Here is a 16,685-nt window from a genome sequence, read left to right as displayed (position 1 = left end):
TCATGAGCAACTATATTCCAGCCTTCTCTGAACGAGTGGTGGATTGGTACCATCGTGCAGGACGTAAACACCTGCCTTGGCAACAAGACAAAACCCCTTATAAGGTGTGGTTGTCTGAAATTATGCTGCAGCAAACTCAAGTCGCCACAGTGATCCCCTATTTTGAACGTTTCATGCAGCGCTTCCCTGACGTAACCAGCCTTGCACAAGCCGATACTGACGAAGTGCTGCACCTCTGGACGGGGTTGGGGTATTACGCGCGTGCGCGTAATCTGCACAAAGCAGCACAAACCATTGCCAACGACTATAAGGGCGTATTTCCTGAAAGTATCGAGCAAGTCATTGCCCTACCCGGCATAGGCCGTTCTACCGCTGGCGCGGTGTTATCGCTATCGCTAGGTCAAGAACATGCCATTTTAGATGGTAACGTAAAGCGGGTATTAGCGCGCCACCAAGCCATTGCCGGTTGGCCCGGTAAAAAGCCCGTTGAAAATCAATTATGGGTGCTTGCCGAAGCGAATACCCCCAAGCAGCAAACCACCGCTTATAATCAAGCCATGATGGATTTAGGGGCAATGATATGCACTCGCAGTAAACCACGCTGTGAAGACTGTCCTGTCGCCGAAGATTGCCAAGCACTAAAGCTTCAGCGACAAACCGACTTCCCAGGGAAAAAACCTAAAAAAGTACTCCCTGAAAAACCTGTACAAATGCTAATTTTACACTGGGGTCAGCAATTTTTACTGTATCAACGCCCCATGCAAGGCCTATGGGGCGGCTTATACTGTTTTCCTGAAATAGAGCTAGAAGACAGTATCACTGAATGGTTAAGCCAGCGGAATATGTCCGCTGACGCTATTTATGAATTGGCTCCACTGCGCCACACTTTTAGTCATTACCATTTAGATATTCAAGCTTCTTTAATTGAGCTAAGCGAAGCGCCGACTTTACAAGTAATGGAAGGCAATCAACATCTTTGGTATAACATGCAACAACCGTCGAAAGTCGGCTTAGCCGCAGTTACCGAAAAACTGTTAAACATTGCCGCTAAAGCGCTTTAACTGAAATGTTCACAGATCAGCACGGTTTCCATTGAGGCTGTGTTTAATAAGCTCGGCTCGGGACAACTTAAGCCACCATATAGCAATAAGGGATAATTATGGCTAGAACAGTATTTTGCCAACGTTTAAAAAAAGAAGCCGATGGCTTAGATTTTCAATTGATCCCCGGTGATATTGGTAAACGCGTATTCGACAACATCAGTAAAGAAGCCTGGACTGATTGGCAGAAAAAACAAACCATGTTCATCAACGAGAAGAAACTCAATTTGATGAATCAAGACGATCGAGAACTACTACAAGCTGAAATGGTAAAATACTTATTTGAAGATGGTGAAGTTGATATTGAAGGCTACACACCACCAAGCAAGTAGACCGAGGCTTCAGCATAAAAAAACAGAGCACAAGCTCTGTTTTTTTATAACTAAATTCACGATTACGGATTCGGCGGCACCTGAAAATAGGCACTTTCAGCTTCTTTGTAAGCACTTAAATCAATTGTTTTTCCTTGGTAGCTAATGGCGATTAACGCGGGGTCACTCACTGTTACGGCAAAAGGAGCCTGGCCTTGCCATTGCATAAAAGCCCCTTCGGACAAAGTGTCATTGACCAAGGTACGCTGCTCACTATCAACAATACGAATTCTCACCCCACCATTGACCCGAACACTAATAGACGCTGGCCGATAATAATGGCGCGGATAATCGTGAGGATACCAATTATCCCAAGGATCATCTAACCAATAAATTGGCGGAGGCAATACAATGATCGGCGGTAAAATTTCTTCAGGCGGGATAACTTCTCCGGGAGGAGGAGCTATCGGCAGCTCTACTTCTGGGGCGTCTATTTCAGGCAACACTTCCGCCTCTGGTTGTTCTGGGTATTGTTCAGGAAAAGCTTCACTGATATCTGGCTCAGGGAAATCCATATCCATATCCATATCAAATTCATCTTCAGCTGCGGCTGAAGGTAAACCCAGTATGCAAACGATAATCAGTGACACAAATACACCTGAACGATTAAACATCGATGCCTCTTTGATTAAACAATACTATTTAGCATAGCTGCTTAACGCCTGCACTAGCAAGCTTCAAGCATTAGCCCTTTCGCTAACTAGTGTTAAATCTTTTTTCTGCTAAGCTGAGCGAGCATTTACTTACAGGTAGAGTTTGTGATCTGGCAAATAATTAATATTGTGGCTCCGCTAGTCCTTATCGTGGTATTAGGACTACTCTATGGACGTAAACATCGCCCTGATATTAGTGCCGCTAATCGAATGAATATGGAAATATTCTGCCCTGCGCTGGTTTTTTCGGTATTAGCCACCACCGAGCTGCAGCTGGCTGATTACTCAGAACTACTTGTGGCCAGTATTTGGGTGGTGCTGGGCTCAGGTTTACTTCTGTGGCCCATACTAAAACCTTGCAAACTAAAAGCCCGTACTTTTCTTCCTCCGATGATGTTTAATAACGCGGGTAATTTAGGGTTGCCGCTGATTATTCTGGCTTTTGGCGAAGCCGCTATGCCCATTGCGGTGATTTTATTTGTGGTAGAAATGGTGCTGCATTTTTCAGTGGGATTGTACTTTATTGAGTCAAATGCCAAGTTATTCAGTACATTGCGCATTCCCGTCATCGTGGCCGCAGCAGCTGGCTTGTTATGGAGCGCATCAGGTTTAGGCTTACCCGCCATCGTGGCTATTCCTATCGAGATGCTTGGCAAAATTTCTGTGCCTCTGATGCTGTTTACGCTAGGAGTGAGGTTAATCGACGTTAACCTAAAAGATTGGCGAGTAGGCCTCTTGGGGGCAATTGCTTGCCCCTTGAGTGGCCTGGCCTGCGCGGGTATCGCTATATTGGTATTACCTTTATCCCCATTACAGCAGTCTTGCCTGATTCTATTTTCCGCATTGCCACCAGCAGTGCTCAACTTTATCGTCGCCGAGCAATATAAGGTTGAGCCTCAACGGGTCGCTTCAATCGTAATGTTAGGCAACATAGCCAGTTTAATTGTTATTCCACTGGCATTATTCTGGGTACTGCCTCAAGCCCAATAAGCCCAAGTAAACCTGAGCTTATTAGAGGCGCTGAGATTAACGGTTCTCTAAACGGCTATAATCTAATATGCCCGAATCCAAGGGCTCAGCTTGCAAATAGGCCTTATGTAAACGATCGCTGTAAGGCCAAAATTCTTGATTGGTTCTGCGAATACCATAACGCTTCATAAAGGCTTGATAACTTTCTTCACTGCTCACTTGCACTAATTGCTGTTGTAACTGCTTAAGTTCAGATTTTTGGACCTGCCAAAATGCACCAGGGTAAGCCCCCACTAAGCCCGGTAAAACCGACACGGTATCTTGATCAGGTAAGCGGTTATCATTTTCTAAAAACAAACTAGAAATATTAGCATGAGCGTTATGCCTTAATAACGTGAAATACGCTGGTTCAGCCACATCAGGGTCATCGACTTGAATAAACACTACCTGAGGTAGCCACTTAATCGAGCCTCCTTGCCAAACCTCTAATTGCGTGGCAAAGTCGGCCACTTCCCTAGAGTAGTTAAGCGCACTCATCTGGTACTTACGACTTAGCACCTTCGCTAGTTGTTGGCGAATTTGATTGTGTAACTGGCTCTTGTAATCGCGGTCATCGGTATATTGAACCGAGCTTTTGAAAAAGGCTTCTTCTGGGCGCGTTTCAACAAATTTAATAATTTCTTTATCTGCCCCCACATACCAACTACGTATTTCGTCATAACGTACTTCAGCGGGTAACAAAGACACAAAGTTAAACTCACCTTCCATGCGTAAAAAGTCCATATATAGGCGTGTCACTAATTGATGCCCTAAATTGCCATAGGGATCGAAGCCGGCGACTAATAAATAGTGAATCCGTTCAAACAAAGAATAATCAATCACCCATGCCGTTTTAGGCTGTTTTCCGACGGTCCCCTTTACTACGCTAGCACTGTCAAAGTGCCTAAATATAGTCAGTGCCGCATTCTGGTTCGCTCCATCACCATCCCATAACAAATGAAGATCGAGTGATTCTTTACCTTCTTTCAGCCAATTTTTAATTTCATTAAATTTAGCTTGCGAATACTTATGATGGCGCTTTGAATAACTTACCCAAGTACTTATTGGTAATACGTTACTTTGCTCAACAGAAGGCATGCGCAAATGTTCACTCTGGTCAGCTAAAAATAGAGACTGCTGCTTTTCATAACCATTGTCAGGATTAGCGAAATACACCCAGAAATGATCTTGAATGACATTAAGCGCGACTTGCCCGCGACAAACCGGCCCTTTCATAAAACCCATAATAAAGGTTTCAGCGTCGTCTAGCAGAAAACGATAGCGACCGTTTACCGTGAGATCTTTGAAAGCAACAAAAGGGTTACCCGCAACACTAGGCTGATAACTGGGTAATTCACTAACTTGCACCTGATCGCTTAAAAACCACTCGGTCCAGCGGTCAGCACGGGCTTGATCTAAGCGGTAAGGAATATGCGTTTTCACCACGATACTCTCACGCTCTGGCGCTAGGCGGTAATACACCTTGTCAACACCGGGGTCATCGTAAGGCCTGCGGGTAGCAATTTCATCAATCGGGCTACCCGGAGCGGTACGAGACCTCACCATTTTGAAAAATGCAGGTCGACTGTTTGAATCGTTACCAAAATACAGGTGAGTAATAAACAGGTGCTCGTAGATATAACGCGCCATTAGCTGTTCTTTTAAAGAATCGCCATTTAAAAAAGCTTCCCACCGTTCAACTTCATCAGTGAGTTTATGATGAGCACTTAAATCATCTGCCATTGGCGCACCACTGGCTAACCAAGCCGTTAATGTATCAAACTCTTTATCGCTAATTGCGGGTAAACCATATGGCATGCCCCATTCAGGGTGAGAGGCCTGTACCTTGGCGTAACCTTCTATACCGACACATTGCTGAGCGCGATCAAGTGAAAAATCATAAGCTTTAGGATCTAATATTTCGTCTGTGGTCTCGCCATAAACACGCTTTTGTTGAAGCGTTTGGTACATAACCCCCGCTTCCAAGTTAGCGTGCTCAGTTTGAATGCGCTCGTTCAGTACCGGATTAAACCCTTTTTGTCGCCACATTTGAGTAGACCTAGCGTCCGTATACAAACGAGTGGTTGGTGCTGCAGTTACCCGGCTACCATGATAGACCCTCGCTGTTGTCACTCCGCGGTCAATACCTGCTGCTGAGGTAAGCTTTAATTGGCAAGGCGCGTCGTAACAGGCATGACACATGACACAGCGTTGGTCGAGGATCGGTTTTACATCACTAATAAACTCAGCCGCTGGAGGGTAACTCTCAGAATACATACGCGTTTGTACCGACGCTTTACCAAAGCGCTGGTCAAACTGATTAACAATAATGGTGGAACAACCTGCGACTAACAGCAGCACCCAGAACACATTAAAACGTCGAAACATAGTCCATTCCTGATTTCGCGAATAGTGGCATAAATGCGCCACTATTAGAGCTTTAAGTATACATCAACTCAGCAAAAATTTAGCAAAGCCAACTAATCAAACATGTGCTTAAGTTATGAGCACAGCGTTACATAAAAAAACAGATAAACTTCTTGAATATCTAAATGATAATGATTATCATTTAGATGTGGAAAATAAGAGGAACAACACGATGACTAAAACACTTACTTTTGCCAGCATGCACTTTACCATCGCCTTTTTGGTCACTTGGTTATTGACCGGTGATATGATGATTGGCGGTTTAGTCGCCATCGTAGAACCAGCGGTAAATAGCGTGGCCTATTTCTTCCACGAAAAAGCGTGGTTGAAATGGGGCTTAAACTCAGCCCAAATTCACTAAAGGAGCATCTAAATGTTAGATCAAGAACGGGTTCAAACCATGGACCTTCATATTCTTCTTAGTATTATTAATATGCAAATTAGAAATGAATTTTCTAGCTTTAGTGAATTATGCAGCTTCTATGAACTTGAACCACAACCGCTAGTACAACGGCTGACTGAAGCCGGATATACACTGCAGAGCAACCAACAATTTACTGCAGAGTAAGTTATGTCTAGGGTTTCGCTTCTTTGATGCTGGTATCAATAATAAAACGACTACTCTTCAGCAGTAGTGTTAATTGCACTGTAAGCCCGATAGGCAAATACTAATAATAGTGTTTCAAGCAACTGGCCAATCACCCGATTTGCAAATATTAAAACGCCACTGGCATGTTGTTCAAGTAACCAATGATGAATCCCCCACACTGGAATAGTGGTAATACCCGCAACAATAATCACCCCAGCCAACAGTGGCCATTTATAGGCTTCGGTTTGACGCCAGCTTTGACTAATTGCCTGCATGGGTGAAGCTTTATGTAACACGCAATGTATATCAGCCACAATCAAACGACTCGCAATGATAACCCCCGGCAAAATGAAGAAACTAAGGCCTAACATGACTAAAACAAAAGTTACACTCACGACCAAGAACAAACTTGGCCAGATGCTTAAAGAGGCTTGAAAACAGCGACTGATTGACCAAACCTGTTGCTTTATTTGACCACGCATATACAGGATGATGGCACCTTGGTAGACCGGTTGCATTAACAAACCTAAACCCACAAACATCCAATAATGGGTCGTCGGTTGCTCAGGCAAGTTTTGCACATAACCACTTTGTATACCGGCGAAAGGGATGGCAAAAGGCAACACCATCAACGCCAAAGGGATAAAATGCTGTCGATAAAAACGTAAACTGTCAGCCAACCAATTCCATAAACCGCTAATCGCCATGTTACCCCTTCACCAAACCATTCAGACCAAAAAACAAAACAATTACCTTAAGCTTATGCACTGGGTTAACTGAGCCAAACTTGAAATTTTCCAGGTTACGCCAGCCAAAGGCTGAAACTCATGGCTGATTGTCGATTGACGTTGCAACCAAACACTGCTTAGCCCTGCGGCTACTGCCCCCTTGGCATCATTAGTTAAGTTATCGCCAACATAACAACCAGCGTTTGCATTTAGCTTGGCGCGCGCTAAAGCCTGCTCGAAAATAGCCGCATCAGGTTTTGCAGCTCCAGCGACTTCTGCAGTCAATACAAACTCGAAATAAGGCTGTAAGCCAGCAGCCTTAACCTTGCGCTGTTGCATATCTTCAGGCCCATTAGACACCAAGGCTAAGCGCCAGCCATGCTGTAGTAGTTCTTCTAAACAGGCTAAAGTATCAGGATAAAGCTGGGTAGCGGCGATGTATTGTTGCATGAAGTACTCAAAAGCTTGTTCTGCCCGTTCGCTGCTGATTGTTGGAAGCTGGAGAGCTTCGCGAATTCTAGCTTGACGCATTTCTGCAGCAGTTAATTTACCCTGCAAAAATGCTGGATAATATAATTTAAGTGCGCGCTTCCAGTGACTTAAGGCATCTGACAGTTGCTCGGGTTGGTAATGCTTAAACAAAGCAATAACCGCCGCTTCAGTAGCCACCGTATCGTCAACCAAAGTATCGTCTAAATCGAAAAACAGCATGCTCGCCGGAGTTGGATGTGTCATAAATCGCCTCGCTAATTTTCAGCCAGATTAGCGAGCCCAAAAGATAAGTCAACGATTGTTTACAGCATACGAGTCTCTCATAGCGAATAAATGCAGTGATCTATTCCTGTAGTGCTAACGTTTGGATAGGGAGACAAGCAAAACCGAGGGATAGACATGAATACTCAAACAGTCAATTTAACTGACGTTACCATTCTCTATTATCCTGATGATAACCCCTACCACTTGCGCGCTTTACTACTTAAAAACCAAGTTAAAAACCAGCAAGGCAGAGTGGTAATTAGTGCTGAACATCGGCAAGGTAAGATAATAGTGGCGGTAATTAGCGGTCAGGTTGAGCTACTTAATATGCTGGGTGACCGCTTCAATGTTCAGCCACTGTCAGCCGCTTAAGTTTTGCTATCTATAACGTCGGTCTGCTTTGCGCTCATACCATCTACCTCAGCCTCTGCACACATATAAGCACGACTAGAGCTAAATGGTGTAAGTGGAACATTCGGCTCTAACGTTTGCTCCTGATCAGCTATGTGAATTTGATGTTTGTTGGTTACACGGTCCAATATGTAATAGGCCATTCGCAAGGCTAATAAACCAAATACAATAGTGCCTACCGCTTGCCCGCCAAGAACTCCCAAGGGACCAAACCACTGCCCACCTAAATAAACAAAGGGGATGGTGCCTAAGGTGGCCTTGCCGAAATTAATCATGGTAGAAGTACTAGGGTAACCTAGGTTATTAAAAGCAGCGTTTGCCACAAACATGGCGCCGTTAAATACAAAACTAAAGCTTATCCAAGTACAGAAAAAACCAATCACAGTGGCCGCTTCACCGCCAACACCAAAGACCTTAATAATGAGATTTTGACTAAGCAATAAAATGAAAGACACGGCGATCACAAACCCTCCGTTAAACCACAAGGCTTTGGTGAGTGCTTCTCGTACTCTTGAGTAATTATGCGCACCAAAATTTTGCCCCACAATCGGCCCTATCGCCCCCGATAAAGAAAAAATCATGCCAAAAGCCACTGGCATTATTCGTCCCACCACCGCCCAACCAGCCACATAGGCATCGCCAAAAACCGCAATTGCTGCGGTAACGTAGGCATTACCCAAAGGTGTAGCTACATTGGTCATCATGGCCGGGGCAGCCACTTTTAAAATAGCGCGTAAGTCTTCCAATAGTTTAGTAACACTAAACCTAGCAAATAATTGATGCTTATAGACCACCCCTGACAATGCCACGCCTGCCACCACAAACCGTGCAATTACCGACGCGATAGCCGCGCCTGGTAGGCCCAGACCCAAAGCAAAGATAAATATCGGGTCGAGAATAGCGTTAACACCGCCACCTGCAAGAGTAGACCACATAGCCCGCTTAGCATCCCCAACCGAGCGCAAGGCTGCTCCCGCACTCATAGCTAACCCCAGCACAGGTAATGACGGTAATAATATACGCAAATAGCCTACCGCCAGTTCATGGGTTCTAGCTTTTGCGCCAATCAGGCTTAACAATTCGGGTGAGAAATACCACACCAAACCAGCAAAAGACGCACTGATCAAAAAGCCGGTAAATAAAATGTTAGTGACTAATTGTTTGGCTCGAGCCTTATCTTGTTGACCTATCGCCTTGGAGACCAAGGCAGTCATAGCGATAGATAGGCCAATCGAAATAGAGGTAGTAAAGAAAGCAATCGTGCCAGCGTAACCGACCGCGGCGGCTAATTCTGCTTCACCCAACAAACTAATAAAAAACAGATCGGCTAGATCAACTAAGAATAAAGCGGTTAAACCAATAGCATTGGTGGAAGACATCACCACAATGTGGCGGAAGATATCACCAGAAATGAACTTTGCCTTTGGCATAGAAACTCACGACACGACAAGATAGTGTTTAGTGTAGGCGCAAAACTCTCCGGAGTCATTGGCCAAATAACCCCTAAGTTATAGGGGCTATAAGCTTCAGCAAGTGACACTAAGTGATCATAATGCTAGGCCCTTAGGCCAATTAACCCGCAGTTCTTTAGTAGCCAGTACCATGTTTTCTAACGCCGCTTCAGTTTCTTGCCAATTTCGTGTTTTTAAGCCGCAATCAGGGTTTACCCACAAGCGTTGCAAAGGGATCCACTGTGCAGCTTTATCAATCAAGTTTTTGATCTCAGCCACACTTGGAATATTAGGCGAGTGAATATCATATACTCCGGGCCCAATTTGGTTAGGATAAGCAAAGTGCTCAAAGGCTTGTAACAAGCTCATGGCAGAGCGTGAGGTTTCAATAGTTAGCACGTCAGCATCCAGTGCAGCTACAGCAGGCATAATGTCATTAAACTCGCTATAACACATATGTGTGTGAATTTGAGTCTCAGGTTTAGCGCTAGCGGCTGATAATTTAAATGCTGATACAGCCCAATCTAGGTAGCTTTCCCACTGGCTACGTTTAAGCGGCATCCCCTCGCGAATGGCCGGCTCGTCAATTTGAATCACCTTGATGCCTGCTTGTTGTAACTCATTGACCTCATCATTTAAAGCTAAAGCTATTTGTTCTGCAATCTCAGCACGACTGAGGTCTTCTCGAGCAAAACTCCAAGTTAAAATAGTCACAGGCCCAGTCAACATACCTTTCACCGGCTTAGTGGTGAGAGATTGAGCATAGTGAGTCCACTCAATAGTGAGCGGTTTAGAACGCTCAATATCATCAACTATAATCGCCGGCTTAACACAGCGAGAGCCATAACTTTGCACCCAAGCAAAACGGCTAACAATAAAGCCATCTAACAACTCTGCAAAGTACTCCACCATGTCGTTTCGTTCCGCTTCTCCATGCACCAATACATCAAGGCCAAGCTTTTCTTGGCGCTTAATCGCATCAGCAATATGTTTGGCCAACGCGGCATCGTAATCAACCTGACTTAAAGTACCCACTCTATACTCGCGACGCTGGCGGCGAATTTGATCAGTTTGCGGAAACGAACCAATAGTCGTGGTTGGTAGCAGAGGTAACTGCAGACTTTGCTGCTGAATTGCTTGACGTTTAATAAAGGTCAATTTACGTTGGCGCTGTTCGGGGTTAAGCTGATCAAGGCGTCGCTGAAGCGCTGAGTTGGTCTTTTTGTTAAGTGTTTGTAAGGCTGCGCTGTATTGACGAGATAACCGTAAAGCATCAGCATCACCACTAATAGCGTCATCCAATAGCTGTAGTTCAGTCAACTTTTGTTGCGCAAATGCAAGACGATACTTGGCATCACCCAAACCATCTTCATTGTCTAAATCTAGCGGGCTATGCAGTAAAGAACACGATGAAGCAAGCCATAAGCGCTCGCCTAAACGTACTTTTAGTGAACGATAGCGCTCAATTAAGTCTGGCAAATTCGCACGCCATACATTGCGCCCATTAATTATCCCTGCCGACAACACCCATTTTTCAGGTAACCAAGTAAGCACTTGCTGTAGTTGCTCTGGTGCCGCACTCAGGTCAAGATGCAAGCCGTCTACCGCTAATTGTTTAATGACATCGGCATTATCGAGTACGTCGGCAAAATAGCTGGTTAACAGTAACTTAGTTGGACTAATGCGGGTACGATAAGCATCTAAAAGCGCTTCTTGCCACTGTGGCTCTAACTCTAAACCCAATACGGGTTCGTCTAGCTGAACCCATTCAACACCTAAAGCAGCCATTTTCTGAAAGATTTCACGATAAACCTTTAATAGCTGCGGTAACAGTGATAAACGTTGAAAACCGGCTGTCGCAGCGTCGTCATTTTTGCCCAAATATAGGTAAGATACCGGACCAAGAATCACCGGCTTAACCGCATGCCCCAGTGCTAGCGCTTCTTCAATCTCATCGAACAACTGCTGCCACTGTAGGCTAAAGCAGCTGCTCTCGGAAAATTCAGGCACAATGTAATGGTAATTAGTGTTAAACCATTTGCTCATGTCAGAAGCGGCATGATTACAAGCACAGCTTTGCTGACCACGAGCGATAGCAAACATACTGTCTAAGTTAAGATTATCGACTTGATGACGCTCCGGTATATTGCCCAACAATAACGACGTATTAAGTACTTGGTCGTACCATGCAAAATCGCCCACGGTTACCCATGTTTGACCGTTATCTTGCTGAACTTGCCAATTTTTCTGACGAATTGTTCTCCCCACTTCAAGTAATTGCTGCTGCGAAGATTCGCCTCGCCAATAAGCTTCTAGTGCAAATTTTAGCTCTCGCTGCTTGCCAATTCGTGGGTAGCCTAATATATGTGTTGTACTCATCTGAATATCCTTTTAGCCGTCTAGATGTATATAGAACAATAGTGGCTAGCAAGGTGTAGTAACACAATTGAAAAAAACGCAAACCAAAATGAATATATTTCAACAACCCTTGCTTTATAGGTCTAAAAAGGGGCGCGTTCATCACAGTGACTAATTTCAGGTGAAATATATTCAAGTTAAGATAAGCAAGCATCACGTCATCTATACAAGCTATGGCTCGCTATCTAAGCTCTGATATCACATTTAACAAAATGCCAAGGGTAAATAACGATGCTCGAATTGAAACACCTACGTAGCATACAAGCTCTGGCTGGTGGTCCTTCGTTAAAATCCGCTGCAGCCAAATTATTCATTACCGATTCAGCCTTGTCTCATCAACTAAAAGACCTGGAACAACGGGTTGGCGCGACATTGGTTGTCAGAAAACAGCACCCCTTGCAGCTAACCCAACAAGGTTGTCAATTACTCAAGTTAGCGGAACATGTTTTACCGCTAATAGAAAAAGCCGAACAGCAATTATTGCAACCTCATCAGCAACAGAGTCGACTCAATATAAGCGTAGATTGCCATGCTTGTTTTCAATGGTTATTACCCAGCTTGCAACAATTTCAGCAAGCATGGCCTGAAATAAGTAGTCACTTTTGCCAAGATAAAGACTACAACGGACTGCCCTTACTACAGCAAGGAGAGACTGATTTACTGCTTACATCTAGCGTGAAGATAGAGGAGCAAATCCATTATAAAGCCTTGTTTGAATATGAAATGGTACTCATTTTTCCACCTAAACATCACTTCAGTAAACAAGCCAGTATTCAGGCATTGGATCTAAAATCAGAAACCATCATTAGTTACCCCATAGCCTTACAACGCCTCGACTTATATCAGCATATTTTGCAGCCAGCCAAGATCCAAGTTCAGCAATGGAAACATGCCGACAACCCTGCCATGTTATTGCAAATGGTGGCAGCGGGTATGGGGGTAGCAGCTATGCCTTATTGGGCCGTAGAGCACTATGCAAGGCAACAGTTTGTACAACTACGCTCATTTGAACGACCACTATGGAGGCCAATGTATGCTGCATATACTAAAAACCGACATACTTGCTTGGCCCTGCAAGCCTTTATCCAATTGGTTTTACACCAAGCCTTAGAACATCTAGAAGGGACACGACGGGTGCGAGCAAAAAACCATCATCACTAATTATTTGACGGGACAGGCAAAATGAGTTTACTTTTAATAACATAAGGCTAGCTGTCCTCCTCATCAATTAGATTGTTTGGCAAAGGTTCAACTCTATGGTGTCTGACTGGTCTCCAGCAGAATTTACAGAAAGAAAAATGAGCTTAGTGATGCACTTAGCGGGTTTCATTCCTAGTGCCTATTTTTCAATTCACCACTTAGTTGATGGCATTTTTTGGTATGGATTGAGTATTCTGCCTTGTGCATTGGCTATTCTGGTGTCCTTATTTCTTCTTTTTACCAAGCCAAACTCTCAGGGCTACAAAGTGGCAGATGCTTGGTTTTTGTTGTTAGCCATCCCTCCTGTATTATTGGCCCTTACTCAGGACAGCATGCATGGGGAGTTTTTTGTACCAGCGCTAATTTTGGCTTGTTTTATTCACCTGCCTCTAAAAGTTGCTGAACGCTTAGTATTATTGGTTAGCCTTGTCGCCATTATCCTAGGCACCTTACATCTTGGGATCCATCAAGGGATCCGTTTTAGCCTTGGCGTAGTGGCTTCACACATTTTTGCTTGGGGCTTAGCCAGAGTATTAGTGAAGCAAAACAACGAACTTAAAGAACTCGCCTTCAAAGACTCCTTAACCCGCTGTTACAACCGCCGCGCCTTATTTGACGAGCTGCAAAAAGCCAAACAACAACACAAACGTAGTAGTATTAAAGCCACCCTCATTTTATTGGACTTAGACCACTTTAAACTCATCAATGATCAGCATGGGCATCATGCAGGCGACCAAATCTTGGTATGGTTCTCCCATTTCTTGCAAAATAACACTCGGGGTAACGACCGCGTTTTTCGTTATGGCGGTGAAGAGTTTCTGATTTTATTGCACGACGCAGACTTTGATATGGCTTATCAAGCCAGTGAAAAGCTGGTTGAGGCGATCTCGCAGCGTGAAGCACCACTGCAACTCAGCATAAGCTTTAGTGCTGGTATATCTTGCATAAAAGATGATGAAAGCATAGATGATTGGATACAGCGAGCCGATCTAGGTTTATACCAAGCCAAACAAGCCGGCCGCCGGCAAACTTGGCCGGTGCAGTTTACCAGCATAGAGACGTGAAACCGACAGTAAACAAGCTAAGGCCCATTGCTCTAATGGACCTTATTCAGTCAGCCGCTTACCCAGCTTTACTGAAACGGTAAGACTGAATCATCTTTTCTTCATTACCTTGCTGGGCGTACGTTTCCACTAACCAGAGCTGTGGGCTAACCACACGTAACTCCATACGCATATTATTGTTTTTAACCTGACTTAAAGGATAGTAACTAAATCGATTCATGCCCGCCTGATATTCACCAGCATACAGCTGTTCATTATCTAAAGATGAAGCATTAACTCTAAGTTGATGGCCTTGTTGCTCGCTATAACTAATGGAGGTGCTAGCTTGCAGTTCAAGCGGCTGTCCCGCCATGTGTAGTTGGTCTAATTCGATGGTAGCGGTATCACTTTGTAACATTTTTCCACTCGCTAAACCTTCCGCTTCAATAGTGCTACCGTCAGGCTTAATAGCCCAAATGCTTACCTGCCAATGCCCTAACAATTTGTTAAGATGATCACTTTGCTTGCTATTGCTATCACCATTCAAAATAACCGTATTTGGCTGGCTGATTGCCTGTGCGGTCGTGTCTGTACGGCGATTTTCTTGTTGGTTTTCGTAATCGCGCATCGCTCCACTAACCCCCCCTGCGGCAGCCCCCACTGCGGCACCTTTAACAGCAAGATCAGCTTCACCGGTTACAGCCCCCATCACCAAGCCCACTAGAGCTCCACCTATTGCACCCGTTTTCATTCCTTGATTCGAATTCGCTTCATCATCGGTTGAGGCGCAACCAACTAATACTGTGCCGGCTAACAAAATGATACTGATAGAGCTACCTAGTTTATGCATTAATCTCTCTCGCTAATTGAAATACTTGATGAGATAAAGATAATCAATTGCTCAAATAAACATCAGGGCACGCCGTAAAAAGTTTTATGCCGCGAATGCCTAGGGCTACCAACAACAGGTATATGGGCGTAGCAAGATGGGGAGAGAACAAAAGTTCTGCTAAGATAAAATCAATAGGAACAATACTTTGCTAACATCTAATGACCAACTATAAAAATATATCCGATTACATTCAGCAGCAGCGTAAAAAAGCAGATTTAACTCAGGAACAGTTGTGCCAAGTATTAACTGCGTTTAGCCCTGAGTTTGGCGATTTAGACCCACTAGCGGTTAGCCGCTGGGAGCGTGGTAAAGTAGAACCTAGTTTAAATCGGCAGCTTGAAATCATTCGTTATTTTGGTGATGAGCCCTACCAAATTATCACTGCTGCTGAGTTTCACTCAAAGAACTTACCGTCCATTGATGCGATGAATAAGTTATTAGTGGCTCGCGCTAAGTTTAAACACTATCTAGGGGCACACCCCTACCTGCCGCAACAAGATCTACGCTACCAACAAGTATGCCCACCTGATGAACTGGCCGATCGTAGCTGCCAACACCTTAGCCATTATATTGCCAATTTGTCTTTTGGTTGCGAGCAATGGGACCCACAGTACTTACAACAACTGCAAAATACCGAGAGTTCATTAGTTAGCTATTACTTCTACTTTGGGCAACTGGCTGGGCACAGCTATGCATTAAGGGTTAAGCCAAAATACTTTGAGCAATTACTGCACTGCGAAATAGATGAAACAGACGTAAAACCAGAGATGCTGGCGTTACCTAGTGAGCCAGCCGGTTTATATATTTACTCTGTTTATGCTGGCAGGATACAAGCTATCAACCAGATTTATCAGCACCTATTTAAAGCTATCGCCAATGACCCTTCATTAGCCCAATTTGGCATGCGCGTTCGCCGAGACATTGCACATGTGATGCTGGAGAGCATTCCTCATACCTTAGAAGCGCTGGGTCCGCCCAGTGATAATATTGAGCTAGGGATAAAACATCAGGGGAAGCGTTATCAGTTTATAAGCTGCCGAATCGAACGTTTGGCTTTACTCAACTCACCGGTACTGTTAAATATTCTAAGAGATGATTGAGTGATTAGAGAGGCAAGCTTTGTTGCTCTTTACGCCAAAGCCGATGGCCGCAACCTAAACAAACACACTCTCGACGATAATCCATTAAACTGGCTAAACCGTATTCCCAAGTTTGATCGCTATGACAATAGATACAAGCATGTTGGGCGCCATTTTCAGCTTGTTGCAGACTGTTACGCAGGTAGTCTTCGAAAGTAGGTAAACGTAACCAAACCCGCTCATTACTATCCCGTCTGTAGTAATACAGTGCCACCGAGCCGAACAATATCAACAACAGTTGGAACAAAATAGCCACCTTGGTTTTTCTATCGCTTAAGAACTCTATGTCGAGTTCAATTTACGCTCTAGATCCTTGCCTAGATAAGATATGAAAGCAACTTAGTTTTTAACAAATCCCCCAATAAGCGCAAAAAACCGGCATATACACTGTTCGCAATTGTTTACGTTATTAGTGGGGCGACCAACAAGCGTTTTTAATTACACCTAAACGGCATCGGTTTGCTATATTGTGACAGTTGCGCTCGCCATAAATGCATTG

The 16,685-nt window shown here is 44.3% G+C and carries 17 protein-coding genes; 9 read left to right on the top strand and 8 right to left on the bottom strand.

Translation table 11 applies throughout. The annotated features are described in order from the left end of the window. Positions 1-2: 2 nt before the first annotated feature. Entirely contained in the window at positions 3-1,061 is a 1,059-nt protein-coding gene (mutY, locus tag ACVFI8_RS14915; protein ID WP_248712783.1) for an A/G-specific adenine glycosylase, read from the top strand. A 98-nt stretch (positions 1,062-1,159) separates the two neighbouring features. Beyond that, positions 1,160-1,432 (top strand): oxidative damage protection protein, encoded by a 273-nt coding sequence (locus tag ACVFI8_RS14910; protein ID WP_248712784.1) that lies wholly within the window; start codon positions 1,160-1,162, stop codon positions 1,430-1,432. 62 nt (positions 1,433-1,494) lie between these two features. Here the strand turns inward: ACVFI8_RS14910 and ACVFI8_RS14905 are convergent, their stop codons facing one another. Continuing rightward, positions 1,495-2,085, bottom strand: a complete 591-nt coding sequence (locus ACVFI8_RS14905) for a DUF4115 domain-containing protein (RefSeq protein WP_248712785.1) — start codon at positions 2,083-2,085, stop codon at positions 1,495-1,497. A gap of 144 nt (positions 2,086-2,229) precedes the next feature. Between ACVFI8_RS14905 and ACVFI8_RS14900 the strand changes: the two genes are divergently transcribed. Then, positions 2,230-3,114, top strand: a complete 885-nt coding sequence (locus tag ACVFI8_RS14900) for an AEC family transporter (RefSeq protein WP_248712786.1) — start codon at positions 2,230-2,232, stop codon at positions 3,112-3,114. Positions 3,115-3,150: 36 nt separating this feature from the next. On the opposite strand, the gene ACVFI8_RS14895 is transcribed toward ACVFI8_RS14900, so the two are convergent. Further along, a complete protein-coding gene (locus ACVFI8_RS14895; RefSeq protein WP_457871777.1) occupies positions 3,151-5,520 on the bottom strand; it encodes a fatty acid cis/trans isomerase in 2,370 nt (789 codons plus the stop codon). Between the two features lie 211 nt (positions 5,521-5,731). On the opposite strand from ACVFI8_RS14895, the gene ACVFI8_RS14890 reads away from it, so the two are divergent. Together ACVFI8_RS14890 and ACVFI8_RS14885 are read left to right on the top strand one after the other, a co-directional pair. Next, positions 5,732-5,920 (top strand): DUF2061 domain-containing protein, encoded by a 189-nt coding sequence (locus ACVFI8_RS14890; protein WP_248712788.1) that lies wholly within the window; start codon positions 5,732-5,734, stop codon positions 5,918-5,920. 12 nt (positions 5,921-5,932) lie between these two features. Further along, entirely contained in the window at positions 5,933-6,127 is a 195-nt protein-coding gene (locus ACVFI8_RS14885) for a DUF4250 domain-containing protein (protein WP_248712789.1), read from the top strand. 50 nt (positions 6,128-6,177) lie between these two features. On the opposite strand, the gene ACVFI8_RS14880 is transcribed toward ACVFI8_RS14885, so the two are convergent. Together ACVFI8_RS14880 and ACVFI8_RS14875 are read right to left on the bottom strand one after the other, a co-directional pair. Beyond that, positions 6,178-6,855, bottom strand: a complete 678-nt coding sequence (locus ACVFI8_RS14880; protein ID WP_248712790.1) for a hypothetical protein — start codon at positions 6,853-6,855, stop codon at positions 6,178-6,180. A gap of 42 nt (positions 6,856-6,897) precedes the next feature. Next, positions 6,898-7,611 carry an HAD family hydrolase gene (locus tag ACVFI8_RS14875; protein ID WP_457871776.1) on the bottom strand — a complete coding sequence of 238 codons (714 nt, stop codon included), beginning with the start codon at positions 7,609-7,611 and terminating at the stop codon, positions 6,898-6,900. A gap of 156 nt (positions 7,612-7,767) precedes the next feature. Here ACVFI8_RS14875 and ACVFI8_RS14870 point away from each other — a divergent pair, with 156 nt between their 5' ends. After that, the gene (locus tag ACVFI8_RS14870; protein ID WP_248712792.1) at positions 7,768-8,004 is read left to right on the top strand and encodes a DUF2375 family protein; all 237 of its coding nucleotides are present in this window, start codon (positions 7,768-7,770) and stop codon (positions 8,002-8,004) included. On the opposite strand, the gene ACVFI8_RS14865 is transcribed toward ACVFI8_RS14870, so the two are convergent. Both ACVFI8_RS14865 and metE read right to left on the bottom strand, forming a co-directional pair. After that, positions 8,001-9,473, bottom strand: a complete 1,473-nt coding sequence (locus ACVFI8_RS14865; RefSeq protein WP_457871775.1) for an MATE family efflux transporter — start codon at positions 9,471-9,473, stop codon at positions 8,001-8,003. The genes ACVFI8_RS14870 and ACVFI8_RS14865 overlap by 4 nt on opposite strands. A 117-nt stretch (positions 9,474-9,590) precedes the next feature. After that, the gene (gene metE, locus ACVFI8_RS14860; RefSeq protein WP_457871774.1) at positions 9,591-11,873 is read right to left on the bottom strand and encodes a 5-methyltetrahydropteroyltriglutamate--homocysteine S-methyltransferase; all 2,283 of its coding nucleotides are present in this window, start codon (positions 11,871-11,873) and stop codon (positions 9,591-9,593) included. A gap of 270 nt (positions 11,874-12,143) precedes the next feature. On the opposite strand from metE, the gene ACVFI8_RS14855 reads away from it, so the two are divergent. Beyond that, positions 12,144-13,073 (top strand): LysR substrate-binding domain-containing protein, encoded by a 930-nt coding sequence (locus tag ACVFI8_RS14855; protein ID WP_457871773.1) that lies wholly within the window; start codon positions 12,144-12,146, stop codon positions 13,071-13,073. Between the two features lie 95 nt (positions 13,074-13,168). Continuing rightward, the gene (locus ACVFI8_RS14850; RefSeq protein ID WP_457871772.1) at positions 13,169-14,176 is read left to right on the top strand and encodes a GGDEF domain-containing protein; all 1,008 of its coding nucleotides are present in this window, start codon (positions 13,169-13,171) and stop codon (positions 14,174-14,176) included. Between the two features lie 58 nt (positions 14,177-14,234). Here the strand turns inward: ACVFI8_RS14850 and ACVFI8_RS14845 are convergent, their stop codons facing one another. Next, a complete protein-coding gene (locus ACVFI8_RS14845; protein ID WP_457871771.1) occupies positions 14,235-15,005 on the bottom strand; it encodes a YMGG-like glycine zipper-containing protein in 771 nt (256 codons plus the stop codon). A 200-nt stretch (positions 15,006-15,205) separates the two neighbouring features. Between ACVFI8_RS14845 and ACVFI8_RS14840 the strand changes: the two genes are divergently transcribed. After that, on the top strand, positions 15,206-16,147 hold the full coding sequence (locus tag ACVFI8_RS14840) for a helix-turn-helix transcriptional regulator (RefSeq protein ID WP_248712798.1): 942 nt from the start codon (positions 15,206-15,208) through the stop codon (positions 16,145-16,147). A 4-nt stretch (positions 16,148-16,151) separates the two neighbouring features. Here ACVFI8_RS14840 and ACVFI8_RS14835 read toward each other — a convergent pair whose 3' ends face one another. Beyond that, on the bottom strand, positions 16,152-16,433 hold the full coding sequence (locus tag ACVFI8_RS14835) for a hypothetical protein (protein ID WP_457871770.1): 282 nt from the start codon (positions 16,431-16,433) through the stop codon (positions 16,152-16,154). Between the last annotated feature and the right edge of the window lie 252 nt (positions 16,434-16,685).

The sequence above is a fragment of the Agarivorans sp. MS3-6 genome (genome assembly GCF_054112545.1).
Note: the sequence above shows the minus strand (reverse complement) of the source record. Positions and strands in the feature narration are given on the sequence as shown.

What these genes read in the sequence shown, in the direction of transcription:
- ACVFI8_RS14850 (WP_457871772.1), top strand. Translation starts at nt 13,169, where the DNA reads ATGGTGTCTGACTGGTCTCCAGCAGAATTTACAGAAAGAAAAATGAGC.
- ACVFI8_RS14895 (WP_457871777.1), bottom strand. Translation starts at nt 5,520, where the DNA reads ATGTTTCGACGTTTTAATGTGTTCTGGGTGCTGCTGTTAGTCGCAGGT.
- ACVFI8_RS14905 (WP_248712785.1), bottom strand. Translation starts at nt 2,085, where the DNA reads ATGTTTAATCGTTCAGGTGTATTTGTGTCACTGATTATCGTTTGCATA.
- ACVFI8_RS14885 (WP_248712789.1), top strand. Translation starts at nt 5,933, where the DNA reads ATGTTAGATCAAGAACGGGTTCAAACCATGGACCTTCATATTCTTCTT.
- ACVFI8_RS14880 (WP_248712790.1), bottom strand. Translation starts at nt 6,855, where the DNA reads ATGGCGATTAGCGGTTTATGGAATTGGTTGGCTGACAGTTTACGTTTT.
- ACVFI8_RS14865 (WP_457871775.1), bottom strand. Translation starts at nt 9,473, where the DNA reads ATGCCAAAGGCAAAGTTCATTTCTGGTGATATCTTCCGCCACATTGTG.
- mutY (WP_248712783.1), top strand. Translation starts at nt 3, where the DNA reads ATGAGCAACTATATTCCAGCCTTCTCTGAACGAGTGGTGGATTGGTAC.
- ACVFI8_RS14875 (WP_457871776.1), bottom strand. Translation starts at nt 7,611, where the DNA reads ATGACACATCCAACTCCGGCGAGCATGCTGTTTTTCGATTTAGACGAT.
- metE (WP_457871774.1), bottom strand. Translation starts at nt 11,873, where the DNA reads ATGAGTACAACACATATATTAGGCTACCCACGAATTGGCAAGCAGCGA.
- ACVFI8_RS14845 (WP_457871771.1), bottom strand. Translation starts at nt 15,005, where the DNA reads ATGCATAAACTAGGTAGCTCTATCAGTATCATTTTGTTAGCCGGCACA.
- ACVFI8_RS14840 (WP_248712798.1), top strand. Translation starts at nt 15,206, where the DNA reads ATGACCAACTATAAAAATATATCCGATTACATTCAGCAGCAGCGTAAA.
- ACVFI8_RS14910 (WP_248712784.1), top strand. Translation starts at nt 1,160, where the DNA reads ATGGCTAGAACAGTATTTTGCCAACGTTTAAAAAAAGAAGCCGATGGC.
- ACVFI8_RS14855 (WP_457871773.1), top strand. Translation starts at nt 12,144, where the DNA reads ATGCTCGAATTGAAACACCTACGTAGCATACAAGCTCTGGCTGGTGGT.
- ACVFI8_RS14870 (WP_248712792.1), top strand. Translation starts at nt 7,768, where the DNA reads ATGAATACTCAAACAGTCAATTTAACTGACGTTACCATTCTCTATTAT.
- ACVFI8_RS14890 (WP_248712788.1), top strand. Translation starts at nt 5,732, where the DNA reads ATGACTAAAACACTTACTTTTGCCAGCATGCACTTTACCATCGCCTTT.